We start from the raw sequence: 20,197 nt of genomic DNA on the forward strand, positions 1-20,197 counted from the left end.
AAAGGGGATCTGCATGCGGGAGCGGCGACCCTTGTCGGGGATTATTCGCTTAACGACCTGATTAGCGAGGCAGCGCCATGCTGGATACGCATACTGAGCTTGCAGAAAACGAACCCGCCATGGCAGGCGTTGGCGATGTTGTCACCCTGAAATCGGGCGGGCCGCGCATGACCGTCATGCATGCGGGGCCGGTTGGCTTTGCCGAGGGGCATTGGTTGATCTGCCAATGGTTCGACGAACGAGGTGAATTGCGTCAGGACATGTTTGCGCAAGACATGGTGAAAATCGAGCCGCGCCTGATTTCTGCGGCTGCGGCCAAACTGCGCCGGTCGGCAACCCGAGCCAACCGGCGCGCTTAATCCCCGTATTCCCCTTATCCTTTTAGCGCTGGCCTTCCGCTGCGATCCGCACGGCCAGTCCGGCCAAAACGGTCCCCATCAGGTAGCGCTGAATCGCCAGCCATTTCGGGCGGCCCGACAGAAACGACGCAATCGTGCCCGCCGTCATTGCCGCGGCGGCGTTCACGGTGACCGAGAGCGCGATTTGCACCGCGCCCAGTTCGATGGATTGCGCGAGCACGCTGCCCTTGGCCGGCTCGATGAACTGGGGCAGCAGCGAGAGATAAAGAATCGCCACTTTCGGGTTCAGCAAATTCGTGACGAATCCCATGAGAAAAAGCCTGCGTGGCGGGTCGGGTGTCAGTTCCCTGACCTGGAACGGCGAGCGGCCGCCGGGCTTGAGCGTCTGCCACGCGAGCCAGGCCAGATAGAGCGCGCCGCCGAGGCGCAGCGCGTCATAGGCAAATGGCACGGCCATCAGCAGGGCCGTGATGCCGAACGCGGCGCACAGCATGTAGAAAACGAAGCCGAGCGCGACCCCGCCGAGCGAGATGAGGCCCGCCTTGCGGCCCTGGCAGATCGAGCGCGAGATCAGATAGATCATGTTGGGTCCGGGTGTGAGCGCCATGCCGAGCGCAACGGCGGCAAAGGCGAGCAGCGGGGCGACATGCATGGCGGGCTCCGTGGTCCTGGGGGCAAAGCGGTGGGGAAAGGTGGCGCACGACGGGGGACCCGAGTGCCCAGCGGTTATGGATGCGATTATTTCATGCAAACGGCGCGCGTGTCCGGCTTGGTGTGAGGATTAGCCGTTCGGTCAGGCCGCGCGCGATGCGGGGCCTGGTGCTACGAACGCGACGAATGTGATGATTGCGGTGATTGTGACGATTGCGACGATTGCCCCCGCTCGGCTTCGCGGACCTCGCGTGCATGAGCGCGGTCGTCGAGTTGGCGCGAGAACAGCATCATGCCCAGACGCCGCTGCCTTTCCTTCACGTTGCCGCCGATATTCTTCGGCGGATTCGGCTGCAGCGACCAGTAAAGCGCGAGCAGCCAGCCGAACGCTGTCCAGCCGAGCACCGCGTTGAAGAGGGCGATCGTCAGCAGATCGTCGCGCTGGCGGCGCTCCGCGATCAGCGCGGGCAGGAAATAGAGCGCGACCGCCGCCAGCAGAACAATGATCTCGAAGACGGAATGGCTCACCATGGCCGGTCCTCCCCAACAGGGCATCCATCGCCCAATGGTTCATTGTCGCGCGGAACGGCCTCGCGCGCATGACACGCCTGGCCGGATGGCCAGCGCGCTGTTCCGTTTGCGCCGAAGGCCTGCCTGCAAGAGGTGTTCGGGTCTATGATTCAGGCTTTCCCCGCACGGTATTCGCACCATGAGCTCAGACACCACAGAGGACATCCGGCAACTGGACCACGACGCCTTGCGCGCGTTCGTGGAGCGCAAGTGGAACGACGAAATCGTCCCTGCGCTGACCGACTACATCGCGGTGCCGGCGAAGAGCCCCGCCTTCGACGCCGACTGGGCGAAGCACGGCTATCTCGAGCGCGTCGTGCAGGACGCTGCGAAGTGGGCCGAAACGCAGCCCGTGCGCGGCCTGAAGCTCGAAATCGTGCGGCTGCCGGGCCGCACGCCGGTGATCTTTTTCGAGGTGCCGGCCACGCGCTCGGGCAGCAGCGAGACCGTCGTGCTGTATGGCCACCTCGACAAGCAGCCCGAATTCGCCGGCTGGCGCAACGACCTCGGGCCCTGGTCGCCCAAGCTCGAAGATGGCCGTCTCTACGGGCGCGGCGGCGCCGACGACGGCTACGCCATTTACGCGAGCGTCACGGCGCTGGCCGCGCTCGACGCCCAGGGCATCGAGCGTCCGCGCTGCGTGGGCCTCATCGAGACTTGCGAGGAGTCGGGCAGCTACGACCTGCTGCCCTATGTCGACGCGCTGCGCGAACGGTTGGGCACGGTTGGGCTCGTGGTCTGCCTCGACTCGGGGGCAGGCAATTACGACCAACTCTGGCTCACCACTTCGCTGCGCGGTCTCGTGTCGGGCGATCTGGAAGTCGAGGTGCTCGAGGAGGGCATCCATTCCGGCTCGTATGGTGGCATTGCACCATCGAGCTTCCGCGTGATGCGTCAGCTGTTCGAGCGTCTGGAAGACGCGGCGAGCGGGACGCTTCTGCCCAAGGGCTTTCATTGCGCGATTCCGTCCACGCGTCTGGCCGAAGCCGAGGCCACGGCCCAAATTCTTGGCGACAGTGTCTGGAAGAGCCTGCCCTGGGCGTGCGGCCAGGACGGCCGCCCCGTGCTGCCCAAGACCACCGACCCGAAGGAGGCGCTGCTCGATTCGACGTGGCGGCCCTCGCTTTCGGTGACCGGCGCGGCCGGATTGCCGGCGCTCGCCGATGCCGGCAACGTGCTGCGTCCGCGCACGGCGTTCAAGCTTTCGCTGCGGCTGCCGCCGCTGGTGGAGGCGTCGAAGGCCGTCGCCGAACTAAAGGCGCTGCTCGAATTCGATCCGCCCTATAACGCCAAGGTCACGTTCAAGCCGGACACGGGCTCGGCCAATGGCTGGAGCGCACCGGAACTCGCGCCGTGGCTCACGCAGGCGCTCAACGCGGCGTCGCGCACGCATTTCGGCGCGGACTGCGCGTATCTGGGCCAGGGCGGCACGATTCCGTTGATGAATGTCTTGCAGGCGGGTTTCCCGAAGTCACAGTTCATGGTGTGCGGCGTGCTCGGCCCGAAGTCGAATGCGCACGGGCCGAACGAGTTCCTGCACGTGCCGTATGCGAAGAAGCTCACCGCCACGGTGGCCGAGGTGATCGCGTCAGCGCCCTGAGGGCGAAGGTGAGCGGGCGAGCGCGGGCCTGAACGTGCCCAGCGGCCGAATTCCGGAGCGGAGTCCGGGGTTCGGCGGGATCTCGCGCCTTACTCTTGCTTCTTGTGGGCCGCGTCGCCGTGCGCGGTTTCCGCGTGGCACGAGCAGCTTTCCTCGTCGATCGGGCGCTCGAGGTTCTTCATGATGCCGCACTCGGCGCTGCTGCTGTGGTGCGCATGGCAGCTTTCGCGCAGCGTCCGCAATTGCTGTTCGAGCGTGCGCATCGACTCGACCTGCTCGTGGATGCGCGTGATCTGGCAGTCGATCAGCTGATTGACTTCGTCGCAGGGCTGGCTCGGGTCGGCCTGGTAGCGCCGCAGCATGCGGATATCGGCAAGGCCAATGCCAAGCGAGCGGCAATGGCGGATGAAGCTCAGTTGCGCGGCGTGTGCGCCCGTGTAGCTGCGGTATCCGTTGGTTTCGCGCTCGGGCTCGTCCAGCAGGCCTTCGCGTTCGTAAAAGCGTACCGTTTCGACGTCGCAATGCGCCTGGCGCGCCAGTTCGCCGATTCTCATGGTCGCAGTTCTCCAAAATGGCTTGACCCTGTAGCGGCTACAGGCCGTCTAATGATTCTGTCACTTTTGGGAGAATTCAGCCATGATCCTGGCTTTCTGGTCGCGGTTGGTGCTCGCACAACGTTTGCGGGCGCGCGAAGACGGGCGGGGCGCGGCGGCGTCGGGCCCGGCGGAATCGGCGGTGTTGCTCGATGAGGCGGGGGACAAGAAGCCCGCGGGCTGCTGCGATCACGCGCGCGCGGATGCGGGCGAGGCGGGCGGTCACGGCCATGACCATGGCCGGACATGCAGCCACGACCACGGCGATGATCACGCACACGATCACGGCCAAGGCCACGACCAGGTTTGCGGTCGTGATCATGACGATGACCACGCTCACGGCCACAGCCATTCACACGATAACGATCACGGCCACGAAGCCGACGCCTGCTGCGCCGGCGCCGCCACGCTGCAATCCACGCGCGCCACGCCGGCAAGCGCGCCGGAGGGCGCGCAGCGCGCGCGCTACCGCATCGAGAACATGGACTGCCCGACCGAGGAGCGGCTCATCCGCAAACGCCTCGAGCCGATGCGGGGCGTCGTGCGTCTCGACTTCGACCTGCTCGCGCGGGAGCTGACGCTCTATCACCGGCTGCCCGACGCGAAGCCGTTCGAAGCCGCGCTGCCTCGCTCGACATGGCGCCGCGCCCGCTCGACGATGCCGCCCCGGCCGGCGCGAGCGCGCAAGCGGCGGCGCGCGGCCCCAGCCTCGCGCTGCGCCAGAAGCTGCTGCTCGCGGCGAGCGGCGTCGCGGCGGCCGCCGCCGAGGTGCTCGCGTGGAGCACGGGCCACGAGACCGGCGTGCCGGTGCTCGTCTGCACGGTGGTGTCGCTGTTGTGCGCGGGCTTGCCGACGCTGCGCAAGGGCTGGGTCGCGCTCAAGAACTTCACGATCAACATCTACTTCCTGATGTCGCTCGCGGTCGCGGGCGCCGTCATCATCGGCAAGTGGCCCGAGGCCGCCATGGTCGTGTTCCTGTTCGCGCTCGCCGAAGAGATCGAGGCGCTGTCGCTCGAACGCGCGCGTCAGGCGATCCGCTCGCTCACGGCGCTCGCGCCCGAGACGGCCGAGGTGTGGATGCAACAAGCGGCACCAGAAGCGGCACCAGAAGCGGCACAACCGTCCGGCGAATGGCGCACCCGCGCCGTGGCCGAAGTGGCCGTGGGCGAGCGCATCCGCGTGCGCACGGGCGAGCGCGTGCCGGTCGATGCGCGCGTGGCCGCGGGCCGCGCGGCGCTCGATCAAGCGCCCATCACGGGCGAGAGCCTGCCCGTCGACAAGGCCGAGGGCGATGCGCTCTACGCGGGCAGCATCGTCGTCGATGGCGTGGTGGAGGCGGTCGTCACTGCCGCTGCGCGCGACAGCACGCTCGCGCGCATCGCGACGGCGGTCCAGGAGGCCCAGGCGCAGCGGGCGCCGACCCAGCGCTTCGTCGATCAGTTCGCGCGCTACTACACGCCCGCCGTAGTCGTGCTCGCGGTGCTGATCGCGATCGCGGGGCCGCTCGCGCTGGGCGGCGCGTGGAGCGCATGGCTCTACAAGGCGCTCGTGTTGCTCGTGATCGCCTGCCCGTGCGCGCTCGTCATCTCGACGCCGGTGACGGTCGTGAGCGGCCTCGCGGCAGCCGCGCGCAACGGCATGCTCGTGAAGGGCGGCGTGTGGCTCGAACGCGGGCGTCTGCTCAAGGCGGTCGCGCTCGACAAGACCGGCACGCTCACGCGCGGCGCGCCAGTGCTCACGGACACGCTCGTGCTGGCCGCGTTGCCTGAGGATGAGGCCTTGCGCCTTGCCGCGAGCCTCGACGATGCGAGCACCCATCCGGTCGCGCGCGCGATCGTTGCGGGCTGGCGCGAGCGTAGTGCACGGACGGCGCAGGCCGGGCAGGCTGCGCTTGCGCCAATCGACAATTTCGCGGTGCTCAACGGCCTCGGCGTGACGGGGCGCATCGGCGGCGCGGCGTGGCATCTGGGCAATCATCGGCTGGTCGAGTCGCTGGGGCTGTGCTCGCTGGAACTCGAAGCGCAGTTGGCGCAATTCGAAGCGGTGGGCAAGACCGCCATCGTGCTGTGCTCGCCGAGCGAGCCGGTGGCGCTGTTCGCGGTCGCCGACGCGGTGCGGCCCGAGAGCGTGCCCGCCGTGCGCGCGCTCGAGCAACTGGGCGTGACGCCGGTGATGCTGACCGGCGACAACCCGACGACGGCGCGCGCGATCGCGGCGCAACTCGGCATCGACGACGCGCGCGGCAATCTGCTCCCGCAGGACAAGCAGGATGCGGTCGCGGCGCTCTCGGCGCAGCATGGCATGACGGCGATGGTCGGCGACGGCGTGAATGACGCGCCCGCGCTCGCGCGCGCCGACATCGGCTTTGCGATGGGCGCGGCCGGCACGGCGACGGCGCTCGAAACCGCCGACGTCGCCATCATGGACGACGACCCGCGCAAGATCGCGGCGTTCATCGGGCTGAGCCGCAAGGTGGCGGCCGTGCTCACGCAGAACATCGCGCTCGCGCTGGGGATCAAGGCAGTGTTTCTCGTGCTGGCGCTGGCGGGCGAGGCGACCCTCTGGATGGCCGTGTTCGCGGACGTGGGCGCGAGCCTGCTGGTGGTCGCCAACGGGCTGCGGGTGCGGCGGCATTTCGCTGGGAACGCGTGAAGCGGGCTGATCCATGAACAAGACATCAGTCGGCCTGTTCTTCGTCATGCTGCTGGCCGGCGCAACCCTCTCCGCACAGGCCGGCCAGCAGGCCCTTCGCTCGCCCGAGCGCGGCGTGCTGTGCGACCGCTACATCTGCGCCAACGAGAAGGGCATTTCCCGCGCGCTGACCGAGAAGTACCTCGGGCAGCGCGTTGCGGCGAAAGTGTTTTCCCAGGGCGACTTCGACCTCACCGCGTTCACTTTCGCCAACGGTATCTTTTGCGACGTGAAAGAGCGCTTGTGCCGTCAGGATCGTTATTACGGCGCGGACGGCAAGCGCACCGGCGCCGTGTCCGGGAAGTACACAAGGCTGCTTTTTGGCGGCAGTGCAGGGGCAACACAGTAGCGATTCCGGCGGTATGGCGACTTACAGCCGCTTACGCAACTAACGGCCAATTCCGCGCCCACCTGACCAATCTACTTCACGGTGGCGCAGAAATCCGCCACCGCCGGAATGCGCGTTAAACGCCCGGCGAACGGCCCCCGAAGCGAGCAAGAACAGTGCGCAGCACATCTTGCGTCGCCGCGTCGAAATCGCCGAGAAACGCGCAGCGGCCCGCGATGAGCGTCGCAACCGGCACGCCGTCGCGAAACACGATGCGGTTGCCCGCGACCGCCGGCACTTTCTCACCGGGCAGCATAGTGCCGACCAGATTGAGCGGATCCGATGCGGCGATACAGACCAGCGCAGCCGCTTCGCTCCGTGCGCCGCCCGGCGCGTTGCCAGCACTGCCGCGCCGGCGCACTTCGCGCAGCAGCGCAACCGCCTCGGGCAGCGCGAATTGCTCGCCCGAAAGGCCCGTGACGAAGCGGCCGCCGCGCAAGTCTGCGCGCGCTTCCATGCGGTGCATCACGCGCAGCAGGTCTCGCCACGGCGGCAGCCACGGCGCTTCGCGCGACAGCACCTGCCAGCACACCACGCCGTAGCGGCGCAGCAGCACATGCACGACGTGCTCCAGCAGGTCGGTATCGGCAGGAGGGCGGCGCAAGGGCGTCGGGCTCGCCGCGCGCACGGCCTGGGGCGCTTCGGCATCCGGCAGCGCAATCCGCCGCAGCACCGCCCAGCGTCCGGCGTCGTCCATGCCGCCCACGAGCGGCCCAAAGCCGCGCGGGCGTCGTCGTCCGTAATGTCCTTGCGTATGGCGTTTCGCCGCCGGGCGCACGAGCGCGCGCAGGCCCGCGAAGCTGTCGGCGTTCACGAGCCCTGCGGCCACCAGCTCGCCCAGCGCGTTTTCGAGTTCCACGCCGAGCAGATGCGCATCGGCGGCCAGCTCGTCAAAGAACATCGCGCCATGGCGCAGCAGCGCCTCGTGGACGCGTCGCGCGCGCGCCGAAAGGTCCGCTGCTTCAGGCGTTTCGACGAGCGCCGTCCAGCGCGCGAGATCGCGGCGCGGCAGCAGCACGACGGGCGTGCTGCGCACCGTCGACGCCGCCGCGCGCGCCGGCAGCCGCGCCCACGCGATCTGTCCCGAGCGGCACAGCTCGTCGAGCAGCATCGGCGTGTAATCGTCGATGCGCGCGGGCAGAATCTCGTCCTCCCATGCGAGCGCCGAAGCCTCCCAGCCCTCCAGTTGCCCGAGCGTGGCCGCAAGCACGTCGCGGCCCGAGCCGTGCGCCCCATCAGTCCCATGAGCAACGTGCTGCCATTCGAATAGAAAGCGCATGAAATCGCTCCGCTCGACCGGCTCGATCTCGCGGCGCAGCGTGCGCACGGTGTAGCGGTGGATGCGCGCGAGCAGATGGCGTTCGCACCATTCCTCTTCGGGCGCGCCCGGCGTGAAGCGGCCGCGCATGAGCGTGCCTTCAGCTTCGAGCCGCGTGAGCGCAAGCGCGGCCACGCTCGCCTCCAGCGCGAGCGGCCGGGCGATCTGCGCGACCGTCAGGGGGCCGAATCCGGACAGCCGCGCGCGCACGATCTCGACTAGCGCCGTGTCCTCGTTCCATGGTTCGTCGCGCGGCTCATCGAGGCCGGAGAGCGCGGCGAGCGGCGGCTCGCATTGCGCCTGCGGGTAGATCGCGCGCACGCAGGCGAGCCGCTCGATGCTCACCCACAGCGCGTCGTGTTCCGCTATCGGCATGCGCGTCGCGCGTCCGGCGGCGGCCAGCGCGGCGAGCCATGCGCCCCAGCCGTGCGCGTGCGCTTCGCTTTCGGCCAGCGCGCCGAGCGTATTGAGCGCATCGTGCAGTTCATCTGCATCGCGCACCTGGGGCCAGGCCTCCTCACGCACGCTCGCGATCGCCTCGGGATCGAGCGCGCCCATGTCGTCGACGGACTCGGGGTCGCGAAAGCGGCGTGACAGCACCGCCTGGGTGCGACGCTCTTCGAGCGGCGCGTCGTCGAGGAACGCGTAGGGACGCGCGCTCAGAATCTCTGCCGCGAGTGGCGAGGGCGCCGTCAATTCGCGCGTCACCAGCTTCACATCGCGCGACTCGATGCGGCGCAGCAGCGCGAGCCATGCTTCGGTATCCATAGCATCATGGAGGCAGTCGTCGAGCGTTTGATCGACGAGCGGATGGCGCGGAATTTCGCGCTCGCCCGCGAGGTTTTCGACGCACGCCGCCTGGTCGGGAAACACCGCGGCGAGCAGGTCCTCGCTGCGCATGCGCTGGATTTGCGGCGGCGTTTTGCGTCCGCCGGTCTGGCGCGGCAGCGCGAGCGCCGTGGTGGCGTTCCAGCGCCAGCGCACACCAAAGAGGGGCGCGTCGAGCAGCGCCTGCACGAGCAGGTGCTCGGCGCTGTTCGAATGCAGATAGCGCCATACCTCGTCGAGCGCGAAGCTGTGCGCGTGCGTGAGCGAGAGGATGATGGCGTCCTCGGTGGCGGCGGCCTGCAATTCGAAGTTGAACTGGCGGCAAAATCGCTTGCGCAGCGTGAGGCCCCACGCGCGGTTTACGCGGCTGCCGAACGGCGCGTGGATCACGAGCTGCGTGCCGCCCGCTTCGTCGAAGAAGCGCTCCATCACGAGCGTGTCCTGGGTCGGCAGGACGGTGAGCGCGGCGCGGGCGCGCGCGAGGTATTCGACGATCTGGCGTGCGGGGGCATCGTCGAGCTTCAGCGCTTCGGCGAGCCATGCGGTGGCGCGATCGATGGCATCCGGGGCCGCGCCATCTGCGCCGAGCGCCGCTTCGATCTGGCCACGCAAGCGCGAGATCGCGAACGACAGTTCATCGCTGCGGCCCGGCGCCTCGCCGAGCCAGAACGGGATGTTCGGCGGCTGGCCTTGCGCATCCTCCACGCGCACGCGTCCGGCCTCGATGCGCAGGATCCGGTACGAGGCGTTGCCGAGCTGGAACACGTCGCCCGCGAGGCTCTCGACCGCGAAGTCCTCGTTCACGGTGCCGATCTGCACGCCCTGCGGTTCGAGCAGCACGGCATAGTCGGCGTTGTCGGGGATCGTGCCGCCCGAGGTCAGCGCGACGAGGCGCGCGCCGCGCCGGGCGCGCAGCGTTTTGCTGACCACGTCGCGATGCAGATACGCGGCGCGCGGCCCGTGGCGGCTCGTATAGCCCTCGGCGAGCATGCGCAGCACCGCGTCCAAGCGTGCGCGCTCCAGCTGCGCAAATGGCGCGCTGCGGCGCACGAGCGCGAACAGCGCGTCTTCGCTCCATTCGGCGCACGCCACCTCGGCGACGATCTGCTGCGCCAGCACGTCGAGCGGCGCGCTCGGCAGCGCGAGGCGGTCGAGCTCGCCGCGCTGCACGCAATCGAGCAGCGCCGCGCATTCGATGAGATCGTCGCGAGAAGTCGGAAAGAGCCGTCCCTTCGGCATTCCGCCGACCTGGTGCCCGGAGCGCCCGACGCGCTGCAGGAAGCCCGCGATCGAGCGCGGCGAGCCGATCTGGCAGACCAGATCGACCTCGCCGATATCGATGCCGAGTTCGAGCGAGGCCGTGGCCACCAGCACGCGCAGCTCGCCGCGCTTCAGGCGCTGCTCGGCGTCGAAGCGCTGCTCGCGCGCGAGGCTGCCGTGATGCGCGGCCACGGCCTCGGCGCCGAGGCGGTCGGTGAGATGGCGCGCCACGCGCTCGGCCATGCGCCGCGTGTTCACGAACACCAGCGTCGTGCGGTGCTGCGCGACCAGTTCGGCCATGCGGTCGTACACGCGCTCCCACACGTCGTTGGCCATGACCGCTTCGAGCGGCACGGGCGGCACTTCGAGCGCGAGGTCGCGCGCACGCACGTGGCCCGCATCGACGATGGCGCAGGCCGGCGGCGCATCGGCGTCCTCGCCCATGCCGACCAGAAATCGCGCCACCGTTTCGATTGGCTTTTGCGTCGCCGACAGGCCGATGCGCAGCAGACGCTGGCCGCACAGCGCATCGAGGCGCTCGAGGCTGAGCGCGAGATGCACGCCGCGCTTGTTGCCCGCGAGCGCATGAATTTCGTCGACGATCACGCTGCGCGCGAGGGCGAGCATGCGGCGGCCCGACTCCGAACCGAGCAGCACATAGAGCGATTCCGGCGTGGTCACCAGGATGTGCGGCGCGCGCTTGCGCAACGCGGCGCGCTCGGGCTGCGGCGTGTCGCCGGTGCGCACGGCAGTGCGGATCTCGACGGGCGGCAGGCCCCGGCGCGCCAGCTCCGCGCGGATGCCTTCGAGCGGGCGCTCCAGATTCAGGTGGATGTCGTTGGAGAGCGCCTTGAGCGGCGAGACATAGACCACGAGCGTGGTGTCGGGCAGCGCACCGCCGTTCGCGAGGCCTTCGCGCACGAGCGCGTCGAGCGCGGCGAGAAAGCCCGTGAGCGTCTTGCCCGAGCCGGTGGGCGCGGCCACCAGCGTGGCGCGGCCGTTCGCGATGAGCGGCCAGGCGGCGCGCTGCGCGGGGGTGGGCGCGGCGAAACTGGTCCGGAACCACGCGGCCACGGCGGGATGGAAGAGGGTGAGCGGATCGTCGGGGCTGGAGGCGCCGGGCGCGGGCGCGAGCGCGGCAGACTCTGGCAGGGCGGTGGCGGACGTGAGCAGGTTCATGGGTGCGGGGCGCAAAAAAGCAGTCTGGCAGGTTTCTCGCGCGGCTGCTGGGTGAGGTTCGGCGCTCGCTCGGGCATGCGGCACAGCACGGGCACGCCTGGGGCGTTTAGCAGTATCCTCTGGCCCGTTGGATGTTCCCTCGGCTCACGTCGGAGTTTTCCTATGCGAATGCAACCTCTTGGCCGTACCGGCCTGTTTGTTTCCGAACTTTGCCTCGGCACCATGACTTTCGGCGGCGGCACCGGCATCTGGAACCAGATTGGCGACTTGCAGCAGACCGAAGCCGAGCGCCTGATCGGCCGCGCGCTCGACGCGGGCATCAACTTCATCGACACGGCCGACGTCTATTCCCAAGGCATTTCCGAGCAGATCACGGGCCAGGCGCTGAAGAACCTCAAGGTGGTGCGCGACCAGGTCGTGGTGGCGACCAAGGTGCTCGGCGAGATGGGCGCATCGCCGAACCAGCGCGGCGCGACGCGCTATCACATCATGGAGGGCGTGAAGGCGAGCTTGCGCCGCCTGCAGCTCGATCACATCGACCTGTACCAGATCCACGGCTTCGACCCCGCCACGCCCATCGAGGAGACTGTGCGCGCGTTCGACACGCTCGTGCAGCAGGGCCACGTGCGCTACGTGGGCGTCTCGAACTGGGCCGCGTGGCAGATCGTGAAGGCGCTCGGCATCGCCCATCATCATGGGCTCGCGCGCTTTGACACACTGCAGGCGTATTACACGATCGCGGGCCGCGACCTCGAGCGCGAGATCGTGCCGATGCTCGCGAGCGAAGGGCTCGGGCTGATGGTATGGAGCCCGCTCGCGGGCGGGCTCCTGAGCGGCAAATATGGGCGCGATCGCCAGGGCGAGGCGGGCAGCCGCCGCACCACCTTCGACTTTCCGCCCGTGGAGCGCGAGCGCGCATGGGCTTGCATCGACGCGATGCGCCCGATCGCCGAGAGCAAGGGCGTTTCGGTGGCGCAAATCGCGCTCGCGTGGCTCTTGCACCAGCGCGCGGTGACGACGGTGATCGTCGGCGCGAAGCGCACCGAGCAACTGGACGACAACGTCGCGGCCACGAAGGTGAGCCTGTCCGCGCAAGAACTCGCGACTCTCGACGACGTGAGCCGCCTGCCCGCCGAATATCCGGGCTGGATGCTCGCGCGCCAGGGCGAGGCGCGGCTGGAGCAATTGCGTCAGGGGCAGCGCGAGGAACGCTGAGGGCGCGCGAGGGTGCGGGATCGCGCGGCATGCCGCCGCGCTGCCCCACGCCCCGCGCGGCGGATTACTCCGTGGCCACCTTCAGGTGGTTTTTCACTTCGCTCACGCCCGCCACGCTTTCCACCACCTGCTTGGCGTTGTCTCTGTCCGCGGCGCTCGGCACCGTGCCTGTGAGCGACACGACGCCCTTGCGGGTCTTCACGTGAATGTGCTCGGACTTCACGTTTTTCGCGGCCAGCAACTCGGCTTTCACCTTGGTCGTGATGGTTGAGTCATCAACGTGCTGGCCGAAGCTCTCGGAGCTGGCCGGGGTCGCCGCAGAAGGCGATGTCGAAGGCGCTGTCGTGGTCGTCTGTGCGCCGGCGGCGAGCGCGAAGGTCATGCAGGCCACACCCGCAACGGTCTTGAGCATCGGAATGCGCTTCATGCGTTTCTCCTGTTCCGTTGGTATTGGCCAACTGGTGCCGCAAGGCCCATGCCGCATTGCGTCAACCTCGGTGCAACCGGCATTGCCACGTCGGCCGGCGTCCGGCCGGGGCCGCACCCGGCGCGCAATTTTTCTCCCGCGATTGTAAAAACGTCCGGGATGGGGCTCGGAGCAGGTGCCGGAATTGCGCTTCGCAAGGCGCGATCCCGTTATAAAACAAGTGCTTGTAAAAGCTGGCATGGGTGTTGCGTTACTGGGGCCATTCACGTCAATCCAAAGAGAACATCAAAGCCATGGCTTCCATCGCGTTACACGCGCGTCAGCATCTCGCGCTGACGCCGCGTCTGCAGCAGGCCGTGCGCCTGTTGCAGCTATCGTCGCTCGAATTTCAGCAAGAATTGCGCGAAGCGCTCGATACCAATCCATTTCTAGAATATGTGCCGCCCGCCCAGGAAACCGGCGAAGCCGCCGAGGCTGCCGAAGGTGCGGCCGGGATTGGCGCTGCTGCGCCTGCGGCGCCCGTGGTGGCCGCCGATATGCCCGAGGGCGATCTCGATGGCGGCATGGAAAGCGCCGCCGACGGCAGCATGACGCTGGACCCCGCGAGCTATGGCGGCGAGCCGGCCGGATACGCCGACGAGGCCGGGTATGGCGAGCAGGCCTGCCCCTATGGCGAAGAAACGTCCGGCTACAGCGACGAAGGCGCGGCGTATGCCGCCGACCTGCCGCTGCCGGGCGCGACGCGCGCGCCGTCGGGCTATCGCGGCTCGGAAGACGGCGAATCCGATGCCGCCGACTGGGTGCGCGTGCCCATCTCGCTGCGCGAGCAGTTGCATGAGGCGCTGCGGCTCTCGCCGCTCGCAGACCTCGATCGCGCGGCAGTTCAGGTCGTGATCGAGGCGCTCGACGACGACGGCTACCTGCGTCAGGACCTGACCGAGCTTGCCGACGTCGAGGGTATGGAGGGCGCGCTCGACGAAGACCGCCTGCGCGTCGCACTGCGCGTCGTGCAGACGCTCGACCGGCCCGGCATCGGCGCCCGCTCGCTCGCGGAATGCCTCGCGCTGCAACTCGACGCGATGCCGGAGGACACGCCGCACCGCGCGCTGGCGCTGCGGCTCGTGACGGGCCATCTGGAGCGCCTCGCGCGCCGCGAGCACGGCGAGCTGCAACGCCAGCTGGGCTGCGATGCGCAGTCGCTGCAAGCCGCGACCGCGCTCGTACGCCGCCTCGACCCAAAGCCGGGCAATCACTATGGCCGCGCGGACGGTGGCTATGTGGTGCCGGACGTGATCGTGCGCCAGGTGCGCGGGCGCTGGGTGGTGAGCGTGAATCCGGCCATCGAGCCGCGCGCGCGCATTCACAAGCTCTATGCGGAATTGTTTGCGCGCTCGGACCAGACGAGCCGCTCGCCGCTCGCGCAGCAGTTGCAGGAAGCGCGCTGGCTGATCCGCAACGCGCACAAGCGCTGCGAGACCATCCTGCGGGTGGGCGAGTGCATCGTCGCGCGCCAGAAGGCTTTCTTCCAGTACGGCGAGATCGCGCTGCGCCCGATGCTGCTGCGCGACGTCGCCGACGAACTCGGCCTGCATGAATCGACCGTGTCGCGCGCGACCGGCAACAAATACATGGCCACGCCGCGCGGCATTTTCGAGTTCAAGCGCTTTTTCCCGCGCGAGCTGGAGACACGCACGGGTGGCACCTGTTCGGCTGCGGCCGTGCGCGCGCTCATCAAGGAGATGATCGATGCGGAGAATCCGAGCGATCCGCTTTCGGATGTTGTGCTCGCGCAGGAGCTGGAACGGCAGGGCGTGCGCGTGGCGCGCCGCACGGTCACGAAGTATCGCCAGATGATGAAGGTGCCGGCGGCCGACATGCGCCGGCAGCTTTGAGTCGAGGCTTGCGCAGGCGTTCGATCAGCGCCATCGCGGCGGCGGGGTTGCGCGCCTTGAAGCCGCTGATCACGTAAAGATACACGTCGCGTCCGGTTTGGGCCGCGAGCGGCGCGGCGAAGGTGGCGAGGTCGCCGGGGCTCTCGCCGCGCGCCCATGCGAGCGCGCGCGTGGCCCAGCGGTCGAGATCCGCGGGCGCGTAGCCGAGCGGCTCGTCAGCGGACGTCCCCATGATGCGGGCGTAGACGAAGGGCGCGGATGCGTCGGCGATCTGTGGGTAGTCCGAATCGCCGGACACCACGATGGCGGCCCCATGCCCCCGCGCGAGGTCGACGAATTCCGGCGTGCAGAAACTCTCGTGCCGCACCTCCAGCGCGTGCCTTAGCGGCTGTCCGTCGATCTCGGCGGGCAGCAATTCGAGAAATCGTGCGTGGTCCTCCGGATCGAACGACTTGCCCGGCATGAGCTGCCAGTTGATCGGGCCGAGCTTGTTGCGCAGATTCAGCACGCCGCTCGTGAGAAAGCGCTCGATCGATGCGCCGGCTTCAGCCAGCACGCGGCGGTTCATCACGAAGCGCGGTCCCTTCAACGAGAACACGAAATCGTCGGGCGTCTCGTCGTGCCAGCGCATGAAGCTCTCGGGGCGCTGCGAGCCGTAATAGGTGCTGTTGATTTCCAGCGAACTCAGGTGACGGCTCGCATACCCGAGTTCGAGGCGCTGCGCGAGCCCTTCGGGATAGAACGTGCCGCGCCACTGCGGGTAAATCCATCCACCGATGCCGATGCGAATGCGCCCGGTTTTCTCGGGCAAAACAGGGGAGCGAGCCATGGGAATTGCGCCGTGGAGTCAGGAATGGCGCAGTGTAGCGCGGTTGCAATAGCAAGGTTTCGAAAGCACCAGTACGCATGTGCAATGCGGCACTACCTCCATCACATTGCGGATTTTCAGATCGTTTTAGGCAAAGTCCGATATTTTCCTATGGGGCGTGAGGCTAATTTAGCTGTGTGTCAGACAACCTCACTTGGAATATCAGATGCAGCCTCGTCCCTCAATGGAACTGAACGACGCACAGTGGCGCAGCGTCGAACCGCTTTTCCGTGACATCCGCGCCAGCGGTCCGCGCCGCGGTCGTCCGGCGCATTGCTCGCGCGCCGTATTCGAAGCCATCCTGTGGGTGCTGTCAACGGGCTCCGTCTGGTCGAAGCTGCCCGAGCGCTATCCTGACTTCCGCACCTGCCATCGCCGCTTCAAGATGTGGTTCGACGCCGGCCTCGTGCAACAGGCCATGGAGCGCCTCTACGGCGAAGAAGGCGTGTCCATGTGCGCGGCCATGAGCGCGCGCATGCAGCCGTGGCGCGCACCGGCGGGGCGCAAGGCGCCGCGCTTCCCGGTGGCGTTCACGCTGCGCTGGCCAGTGGCGCGCACCTGAGCCGCAGCCTGCAGGTTTGGCTGCGCAAGCGTCCAGCGGACTCATCATCCGCTGGACGCTTGCGTATGCAGATTGGCTCGTGACGCCGTGTTCTTGTCCGCTCGTCTGCGTGTCCGCGTGAACTCCACGTGAATGACGGGGCACGAAGTCGTGTGACAGGGTGAACGAATCGTTCTTCACTGTGGTCGGTCAAATCCGCCCTTTGTGGGATCCGCGTTTGGTGCGCGATACTGTGAGGCTCCACGCAACGGAATCCACAGGACATGGCGCATTTCGACGTATTCAACGGCGACGCGGACGGCATCTGCGCGTTGCACCAGCTTCGCCTTTCCCGGCCGCGCGAGGCCACGCTCGTCACTGGAGCGAAGCGCGACATTGCGCTCATCAAGCGCGTGCCGGCCCAGCCCGGCGACTCGCTCACGGTACTCGACATTTCCTTCGACGCCAACCGCGCAGCGCTTTGCGCGCTGCTCGACCAGGGCGTCCACATCGAGTATTTCGATCATCACCACGCGGGCGAATTGCCGATGAACGTCAATCTCGCCGCGCACATCGACACCACCGCGCAGGTCTGCACGAGCGTGCTGGTCGACCGTCACCTGCGCGGGCAGTATCGCCGGTGGGCGATTGCGGCGGCGTTCGGCGACAACTTGCAGGCCACCGCGCACGAACTCGCGCACGAAGCCGGGCTTAACGAGGCGCAAGTCGCGCAGTTGTGCGAACTGGGCGAGTCGATCAACTACAACGCCTACGGCGACAGCGCCGACGATCTGTTCATCGCGCCGGCCGCGCTCTACGGGATGCTCAAGCCCTACGCCGATCCGTTCGAGTTCATTGCAGCGGAGCCGGTCGTGGCGCGTCTTTCGGCATGCCGCCAGGAAGATCTCGAACGCGCGCAGCAGGTCACGCCGCTATTCATGGTGCAGTACGGCACCGTGTGCGTGCTCCCCGACGAGCCCTGGGCGCGCCGCGTGCGCGGGGTGTTCGCCAATGCCCTCGCGCTCGAGGAACCGACCTGCGCCCACGCGGTGCTGAGCGTCAACCCCGACGGCAATTACGCGGTGAGCGTGCGCGCGCCGCTCGTGCGTCCCAGCGGCGCGGACGAGTTGTGCCGGGCGTTCCCGGGCGGCAACGGCCGGGTGGGCGCGGCGGGCATCGACAGCCTCGATTCGGAACGGCTCGACCTGTTCGTCACGGGGTTCGTGCGCGTGTTCGGGCGATCGACGTCGCGCTGAGCCAAATTCCGCGCGCCGCGCGCGGCCTCAGTCGCCGCCGCCCGGCAAAGGGGCGCTCGCGCGCAGCCAGCGCCAGTTGCGGATCTCGGGCATGTCGTCGCCATGCTCGTCCACGTAGCGGCGGTGCGCGGCAAGCTTGTCGTGCAGCGTTTGCCGCACATGCGCGGCGCGCTGCGCGAGCCCATCCACACGGTCGATCACGGCCTCGCACAAGTGGTAGCGGTCGAGCTTGTTCACCACCGTCATGTCGAACGGCGTGGTCGTCGTGCCTTCCTCGATAAAACCGTGCACATGGATGTTCGCGTGATTGGCGCGCCGGTAAGTCAGGCGATGGATCAGCGACGGGTAACTGTGATGCGCGAAGATCACGGGCCGGCTCGTGGTGAAGAGCGCGTTGAAGTCGGCATCGGAGAGACCGTGCGGGTGGCGGTCTGCCGGCTCCAGCGTCATCAGGTCCACCACGTTCACCACGCGCATCTTCAGATCGGGCAGCCAGCCGCGCAGCAGGTCGACCGCCGCGAGCGTCTCGAGCGTGGGCACGTCGCCGGCGCAGGCCATCACCACGTCGGGCTCGCCGCCTTCGTCGTTGCTGGCCCATTGCCAGATGCCGATGCCGTCCGCGCAATGGCGGATCGCCGCGTCCATGTCGAGCCACTGCGGTTGCGGCTGCTTGCCCGCCACGACGATGTTGATGCGGTTCCACGTGCGCAGCACATGATCGGTCACGGCGAGCAGCGTGTTGGCGTCGGGCGGCAGGTAGACGCGCACGGTGTCGGCCTTCTTGTTGACCGCATAGTCGATGAAGCCCGGGTCTTGATGGCTGAAGCCGTTATGGTCCTGGCGCCACACGTGTGAGGTCAGCAGATAATTGAGCGAGGGCAGGGGCCGCCGCCACGGAATCTCGCGGATCACCTTCAGCCACTTGGCGTGCTGGTTGAACATCGAATCGACGATGTGGATGAACGCTTCGTAGCACGACATGAAGCCGTGGCGCCCCGTGAGCAGATAGCCTTCGAGCCAGCCCTGGCAGGTGTGTTCGCTCAGGATCTCCATGACGCGGCCGTCGGCCGCGAGCTGGACGTCGTCGGGCGTGGTGTCGGCCAGCCACGTGCGCGCCGTCACGTCGAATACATCGGCCCAGCGGTTCGATGCGGTTTCGTCGGGGCCGAATATGCGGAAGTTGCGCGTGGGCAGATTCACGCGCATCACCTCGCGCAGGAACGCGCCCATCACGCGGGTGGCTTCGGCGTCCACCTGGCCCGGCGCGGGCACGTCCACCGCGTGGCGCTCGAAGGTGGGCACGCGCAGTTCGCGCACCCGGCCGCCGCCGTTCGTGCGCGGGTTCGCGCTCATGCGGCGCTCGCCGCGCGGCGCGAGCGCGGCAAGCTCGGGCGTGAGCCGGCCATGTGCGTCGAACAGTTCCTCGGGCTTGTAGCTGCGCATCCAGTCTTCGAGCAGCGCGAGATGGCCCGGCTTCGCGATGTTCGCAAGCGGCACCTGGTGCGAGCGCCATGAGCCTTCGGTCTTCAGGCCGTCGACGCTCTTCGGACCGGTCCAGCCCTTGGGCGTGCGCAGCACGATCATCGGCCAGCGGGGGCGCTCGATGTGCGCTTGCGGATCGGCTTCGGCCGCTTTGCGCGCGTGCTGCTGGATGCGCGCGATTTCGTCGAACGCGGTGTCGAAGGCCGCGGCCATCAGACCGTGCGCGACGCCGGGATCCTCGGCTTCCACGAAGATCGGCGCGTAGCCATAGCCTTTCATCAGCGCGGCGAGCTCATCGTCGCCGATGCGCGCGAGCACGGTCGGCCCGGCAATCTTGAAGCCGTTCAGATGCAGGATCGGCAGCACGGCGCCATCCGTCACCGGATTGAGGAACTTGTTGGAATGCCACGAGGTGGCGAGCGGGCCCGTTTCGGCTTCGCCGTCGCCGATTACGCACGCGGCGATCAGATCGGGATTGTCGAACACCGCGCCATAGGCATGCGACAGCGCGTAACCGAGCTCTCCGCCTTCGTGGATCGAGCCCGGGGTTTGCGGCGCAACGTGGCTCGGAATGCCGCCCGGAAAGCTGAACTGCTTGAACAGCGCGGCCATGCCTTCCTCGTCCTGCGGCACGTTCGGCCAGGTCTCGCTATAGGTGCCTTCGAGCCAGGTGTTCGCAACCACGGCCGGCCCGCCATGCCCCGGCCCCGCGATGAAGAGCAGATCGAGATCGCGCTCGTTGATGATGCGGTTCAGGTGCGTATAGAGGAAATTGAGGCCGGGCGTGGTGCCCCAGTGGCCGAGCAGGCGCGGCTTCACGTGCGCGAGTTGCAGCGGTTCGCGCAGCAGCGGATTGGCGAGCAGATAGATCTGGCCTACCGAGAGATAGTTGGCGGCGCGCCACCAGGCGTCCATGCGCTGCAACAGTTCGTCGGAAACCGGCGGACGGAAGGAAGGGCGGATTGCACTCATTCGATGCTCCTGTCGGACGAAGGGAGGTAGCGTGCGGCGATCATGGTGCCACGATCGCTGGGAACGCTTCCTCCGCGTGTATGCACGCGCGGGTCGCGGTGCGTGCG

General features: G+C 67.9%; 16 protein-coding genes and 1 pseudogene. 8 read left to right on the forward strand and 9 right to left on the reverse strand.

The features are described 5' to 3' along the window. The first annotated feature begins 77 nt into the window (after positions 1 to 77). On the forward strand, positions 78 to 359 hold the full coding sequence (locus tag PWP93_RS34740) for a YodC family protein (RefSeq protein ID WP_421025510.1): 282 nt from the start codon (positions 78 to 80) through the stop codon (positions 357 to 359). A 22-nt stretch (positions 360 to 381) separates the two neighbouring features. Here PWP93_RS34740 and PWP93_RS34745 read toward each other — a convergent pair whose 3' ends face one another. Further along, entirely contained in the window at positions 382 to 1,011 is a 630-nt protein-coding gene (locus PWP93_RS34745; RefSeq protein ID WP_421048049.1) for a LysE family translocator, read from the reverse strand. 170 nt (positions 1,012 to 1,181) lie between these two features. Continuing rightward, entirely contained in the window at positions 1,182 to 1,541 is a 360-nt protein-coding gene (locus tag PWP93_RS34750; protein ID WP_421048050.1) for a superinfection immunity protein, read from the reverse strand. Between the two features lie 178 nt (positions 1,542 to 1,719). Here PWP93_RS34750 and PWP93_RS34755 point away from each other — a divergent pair, with 178 nt between their 5' ends. Then, entirely contained in the window at positions 1,720 to 3,180 is a 1,461-nt protein-coding gene (locus PWP93_RS34755; protein ID WP_421048051.1) for a M20 family metallopeptidase, read from the forward strand. Positions 3,181 to 3,269: 89 nt separating this feature from the next. On the opposite strand, the gene PWP93_RS34760 is transcribed toward PWP93_RS34755, so the two are convergent. The 3 genes from PWP93_RS34760 to PWP93_RS34770 all read right to left on the reverse strand — a co-directional run bounded on the left by PWP93_RS34760 (position 3,270) and on the right by PWP93_RS34770 (position 4,362). Beyond that, entirely contained in the window at positions 3,270 to 3,734 is a 465-nt protein-coding gene (locus PWP93_RS34760; RefSeq protein WP_421048052.1) for a Cd(II)/Pb(II)-responsive transcriptional regulator, read from the reverse strand. 76 nt (positions 3,735 to 3,810) lie between these two features. Beyond that, positions 3,811 to 4,113 carry a hypothetical protein gene (locus PWP93_RS34765; protein WP_421048092.1) on the reverse strand — a complete coding sequence of 101 codons (303 nt, stop codon included), beginning with the start codon at positions 4,111 to 4,113 and terminating at the stop codon, positions 3,811 to 3,813. 12 nt (positions 4,114 to 4,125) lie between these two features. Continuing rightward, positions 4,126 to 4,362, reverse strand: coding sequence for a hypothetical protein (locus PWP93_RS34770; protein WP_421048093.1), 237 nt, complete (start codon positions 4,360 to 4,362; stop codon positions 4,126 to 4,128). Here PWP93_RS34770 and PWP93_RS34775 point away from each other — a divergent pair. Beyond that, a pseudogene (locus tag PWP93_RS34775) lies at positions 4,255 to 6,425 on the forward strand (heavy metal translocating P-type ATPase). The gene PWP93_RS34770 and the pseudogene PWP93_RS34775 sit on opposite strands and share 108 nt — an antisense overlap. Before the next feature lie 46 nt (positions 6,426 to 6,471). Next, positions 6,472 to 6,813 (forward strand): YcgJ family protein, encoded by a 342-nt coding sequence (locus tag PWP93_RS34780; protein ID WP_421048086.1) that lies wholly within the window; start codon positions 6,472 to 6,474, stop codon positions 6,811 to 6,813. Between the two features lie 115 nt (positions 6,814 to 6,928). Here PWP93_RS34780 and PWP93_RS34785 read toward each other — a convergent pair whose 3' ends face one another. Continuing rightward, positions 6,929 to 11,437 (reverse strand): DEAD/DEAH box helicase, encoded by a 4,509-nt coding sequence (locus PWP93_RS34785; RefSeq protein WP_421048053.1) that lies wholly within the window; start codon positions 11,435 to 11,437, stop codon positions 6,929 to 6,931. A gap of 162 nt (positions 11,438 to 11,599) precedes the next feature. On the opposite strand from PWP93_RS34785, the gene PWP93_RS34790 reads away from it, so the two are divergent. After that, positions 11,600 to 12,652: an aldo/keto reductase gene (locus PWP93_RS34790; RefSeq protein ID WP_421048054.1), complete on the forward strand. Its 1,053-nt coding sequence runs from the start codon at positions 11,600 to 11,602 to the stop codon at positions 12,650 to 12,652. A 64-nt stretch (positions 12,653 to 12,716) separates the two neighbouring features. Here PWP93_RS34790 and PWP93_RS34795 read toward each other — a convergent pair whose 3' ends face one another. Then, entirely contained in the window at positions 12,717 to 13,079 is a 363-nt protein-coding gene (locus PWP93_RS34795) for a BON domain-containing protein (protein WP_421025502.1), read from the reverse strand. A 293-nt stretch (positions 13,080 to 13,372) separates the two neighbouring features. Here PWP93_RS34795 and PWP93_RS34800 point away from each other — a divergent pair, with 293 nt between their 5' ends. Beyond that, on the forward strand, positions 13,373 to 14,971 hold the full coding sequence (locus PWP93_RS34800) for an RNA polymerase factor sigma-54 (RefSeq protein ID WP_421048055.1): 1,599 nt from the start codon (positions 13,373 to 13,375) through the stop codon (positions 14,969 to 14,971). Here PWP93_RS34800 and PWP93_RS34805 read toward each other — a convergent pair. Continuing rightward, positions 14,913 to 15,800 (reverse strand): DUF72 domain-containing protein, encoded by an 888-nt coding sequence (locus PWP93_RS34805; RefSeq protein ID WP_421048056.1) that lies wholly within the window; start codon positions 15,798 to 15,800, stop codon positions 14,913 to 14,915. The genes PWP93_RS34800 and PWP93_RS34805 overlap by 59 nt on opposite strands. A 223-nt stretch (positions 15,801 to 16,023) precedes the next feature. Between PWP93_RS34805 and PWP93_RS34810 the strand changes: the two genes are divergently transcribed. Together PWP93_RS34810 and PWP93_RS34815 are read left to right on the forward strand one after the other, a co-directional pair. Beyond that, a complete protein-coding gene (locus tag PWP93_RS34810) occupies positions 16,024 to 16,401 on the forward strand; it encodes a transposase (protein WP_421025500.1) in 378 nt (125 codons plus the stop codon). Between the two features lie 263 nt (positions 16,402 to 16,664). Next, positions 16,665 to 17,636: an acetyltransferase gene (locus PWP93_RS34815; RefSeq protein ID WP_421048057.1), complete on the forward strand. Its 972-nt coding sequence runs from the start codon at positions 16,665 to 16,667 to the stop codon at positions 17,634 to 17,636. A 27-nt stretch (positions 17,637 to 17,663) separates the two neighbouring features. Here PWP93_RS34815 and PWP93_RS34820 read toward each other — a convergent pair whose 3' ends face one another. Then, positions 17,664 to 20,090: a phosphoketolase gene (locus PWP93_RS34820; protein ID WP_421048058.1), complete on the reverse strand. Its 2,427-nt coding sequence runs from the start codon at positions 20,088 to 20,090 to the stop codon at positions 17,664 to 17,666. Between the last annotated feature and the right edge of the window lie 107 nt (positions 20,091 to 20,197).

Origin of the sequence: Paraburkholderia sp. A1RI-2L (assembly GCF_048957375.1) — a bacterium.
Classification (GTDB): domain Bacteria; phylum Pseudomonadota; class Gammaproteobacteria; order Burkholderiales; family Burkholderiaceae; genus Paraburkholderia.

Bases quoted from the DNA above. Each gene is read 5' to 3' on its own strand.
- PWP93_RS34785 (WP_421048053.1), bottom strand. From the start codon at position 11,437: ATGAACCTGCTCACGTCCGCCACCGCCCTGCCAGAGTCTGCCGCGCTC.
- PWP93_RS34780 (WP_421048086.1), top strand. From the start codon at position 6,472: ATGCTGCTGGCCGGCGCAACCCTCTCCGCACAGGCCGGCCAGCAGGCC.
- PWP93_RS34795 (WP_421025502.1), bottom strand. From the start codon at position 13,079: ATGAAGCGCATTCCGATGCTCAAGACCGTTGCGGGTGTGGCCTGCATG.
- PWP93_RS34745 (WP_421048049.1), bottom strand. From the start codon at position 1,011: ATGCATGTCGCCCCGCTGCTCGCCTTTGCCGCCGTTGCGCTCGGCATG.
- PWP93_RS34750 (WP_421048050.1), bottom strand. From the start codon at position 1,541: ATGGTGAGCCATTCCGTCTTCGAGATCATTGTTCTGCTGGCGGCGGTC.
- PWP93_RS34755 (WP_421048051.1), top strand. From the start codon at position 1,720: ATGAGCTCAGACACCACAGAGGACATCCGGCAACTGGACCACGACGCC.
- PWP93_RS34800 (WP_421048055.1), top strand. From the start codon at position 13,373: ATGGCTTCCATCGCGTTACACGCGCGTCAGCATCTCGCGCTGACGCCG.
- PWP93_RS34805 (WP_421048056.1), bottom strand. From the start codon at position 15,800: ATGGCTCGCTCCCCTGTTTTGCCCGAGAAAACCGGGCGCATTCGCATC.
- PWP93_RS34790 (WP_421048054.1), top strand. From the start codon at position 11,600: ATGCGAATGCAACCTCTTGGCCGTACCGGCCTGTTTGTTTCCGAACTT.
- PWP93_RS34820 (WP_421048058.1), bottom strand. From the start codon at position 20,090: ATGAGTGCAATCCGCCCTTCCTTCCGTCCGCCGGTTTCCGACGAACTG.
- PWP93_RS34740 (WP_421025510.1), top strand. From the start codon at position 78: ATGCTGGATACGCATACTGAGCTTGCAGAAAACGAACCCGCCATGGCA.
- PWP93_RS34760 (WP_421048052.1), bottom strand. From the start codon at position 3,734: ATGAGAATCGGCGAACTGGCGCGCCAGGCGCATTGCGACGTCGAAACG.
- PWP93_RS34815 (WP_421048057.1), top strand. From the start codon at position 16,665: ATGGCGCATTTCGACGTATTCAACGGCGACGCGGACGGCATCTGCGCG.
- PWP93_RS34810 (WP_421025500.1), top strand. From the start codon at position 16,024: ATGGAACTGAACGACGCACAGTGGCGCAGCGTCGAACCGCTTTTCCGT.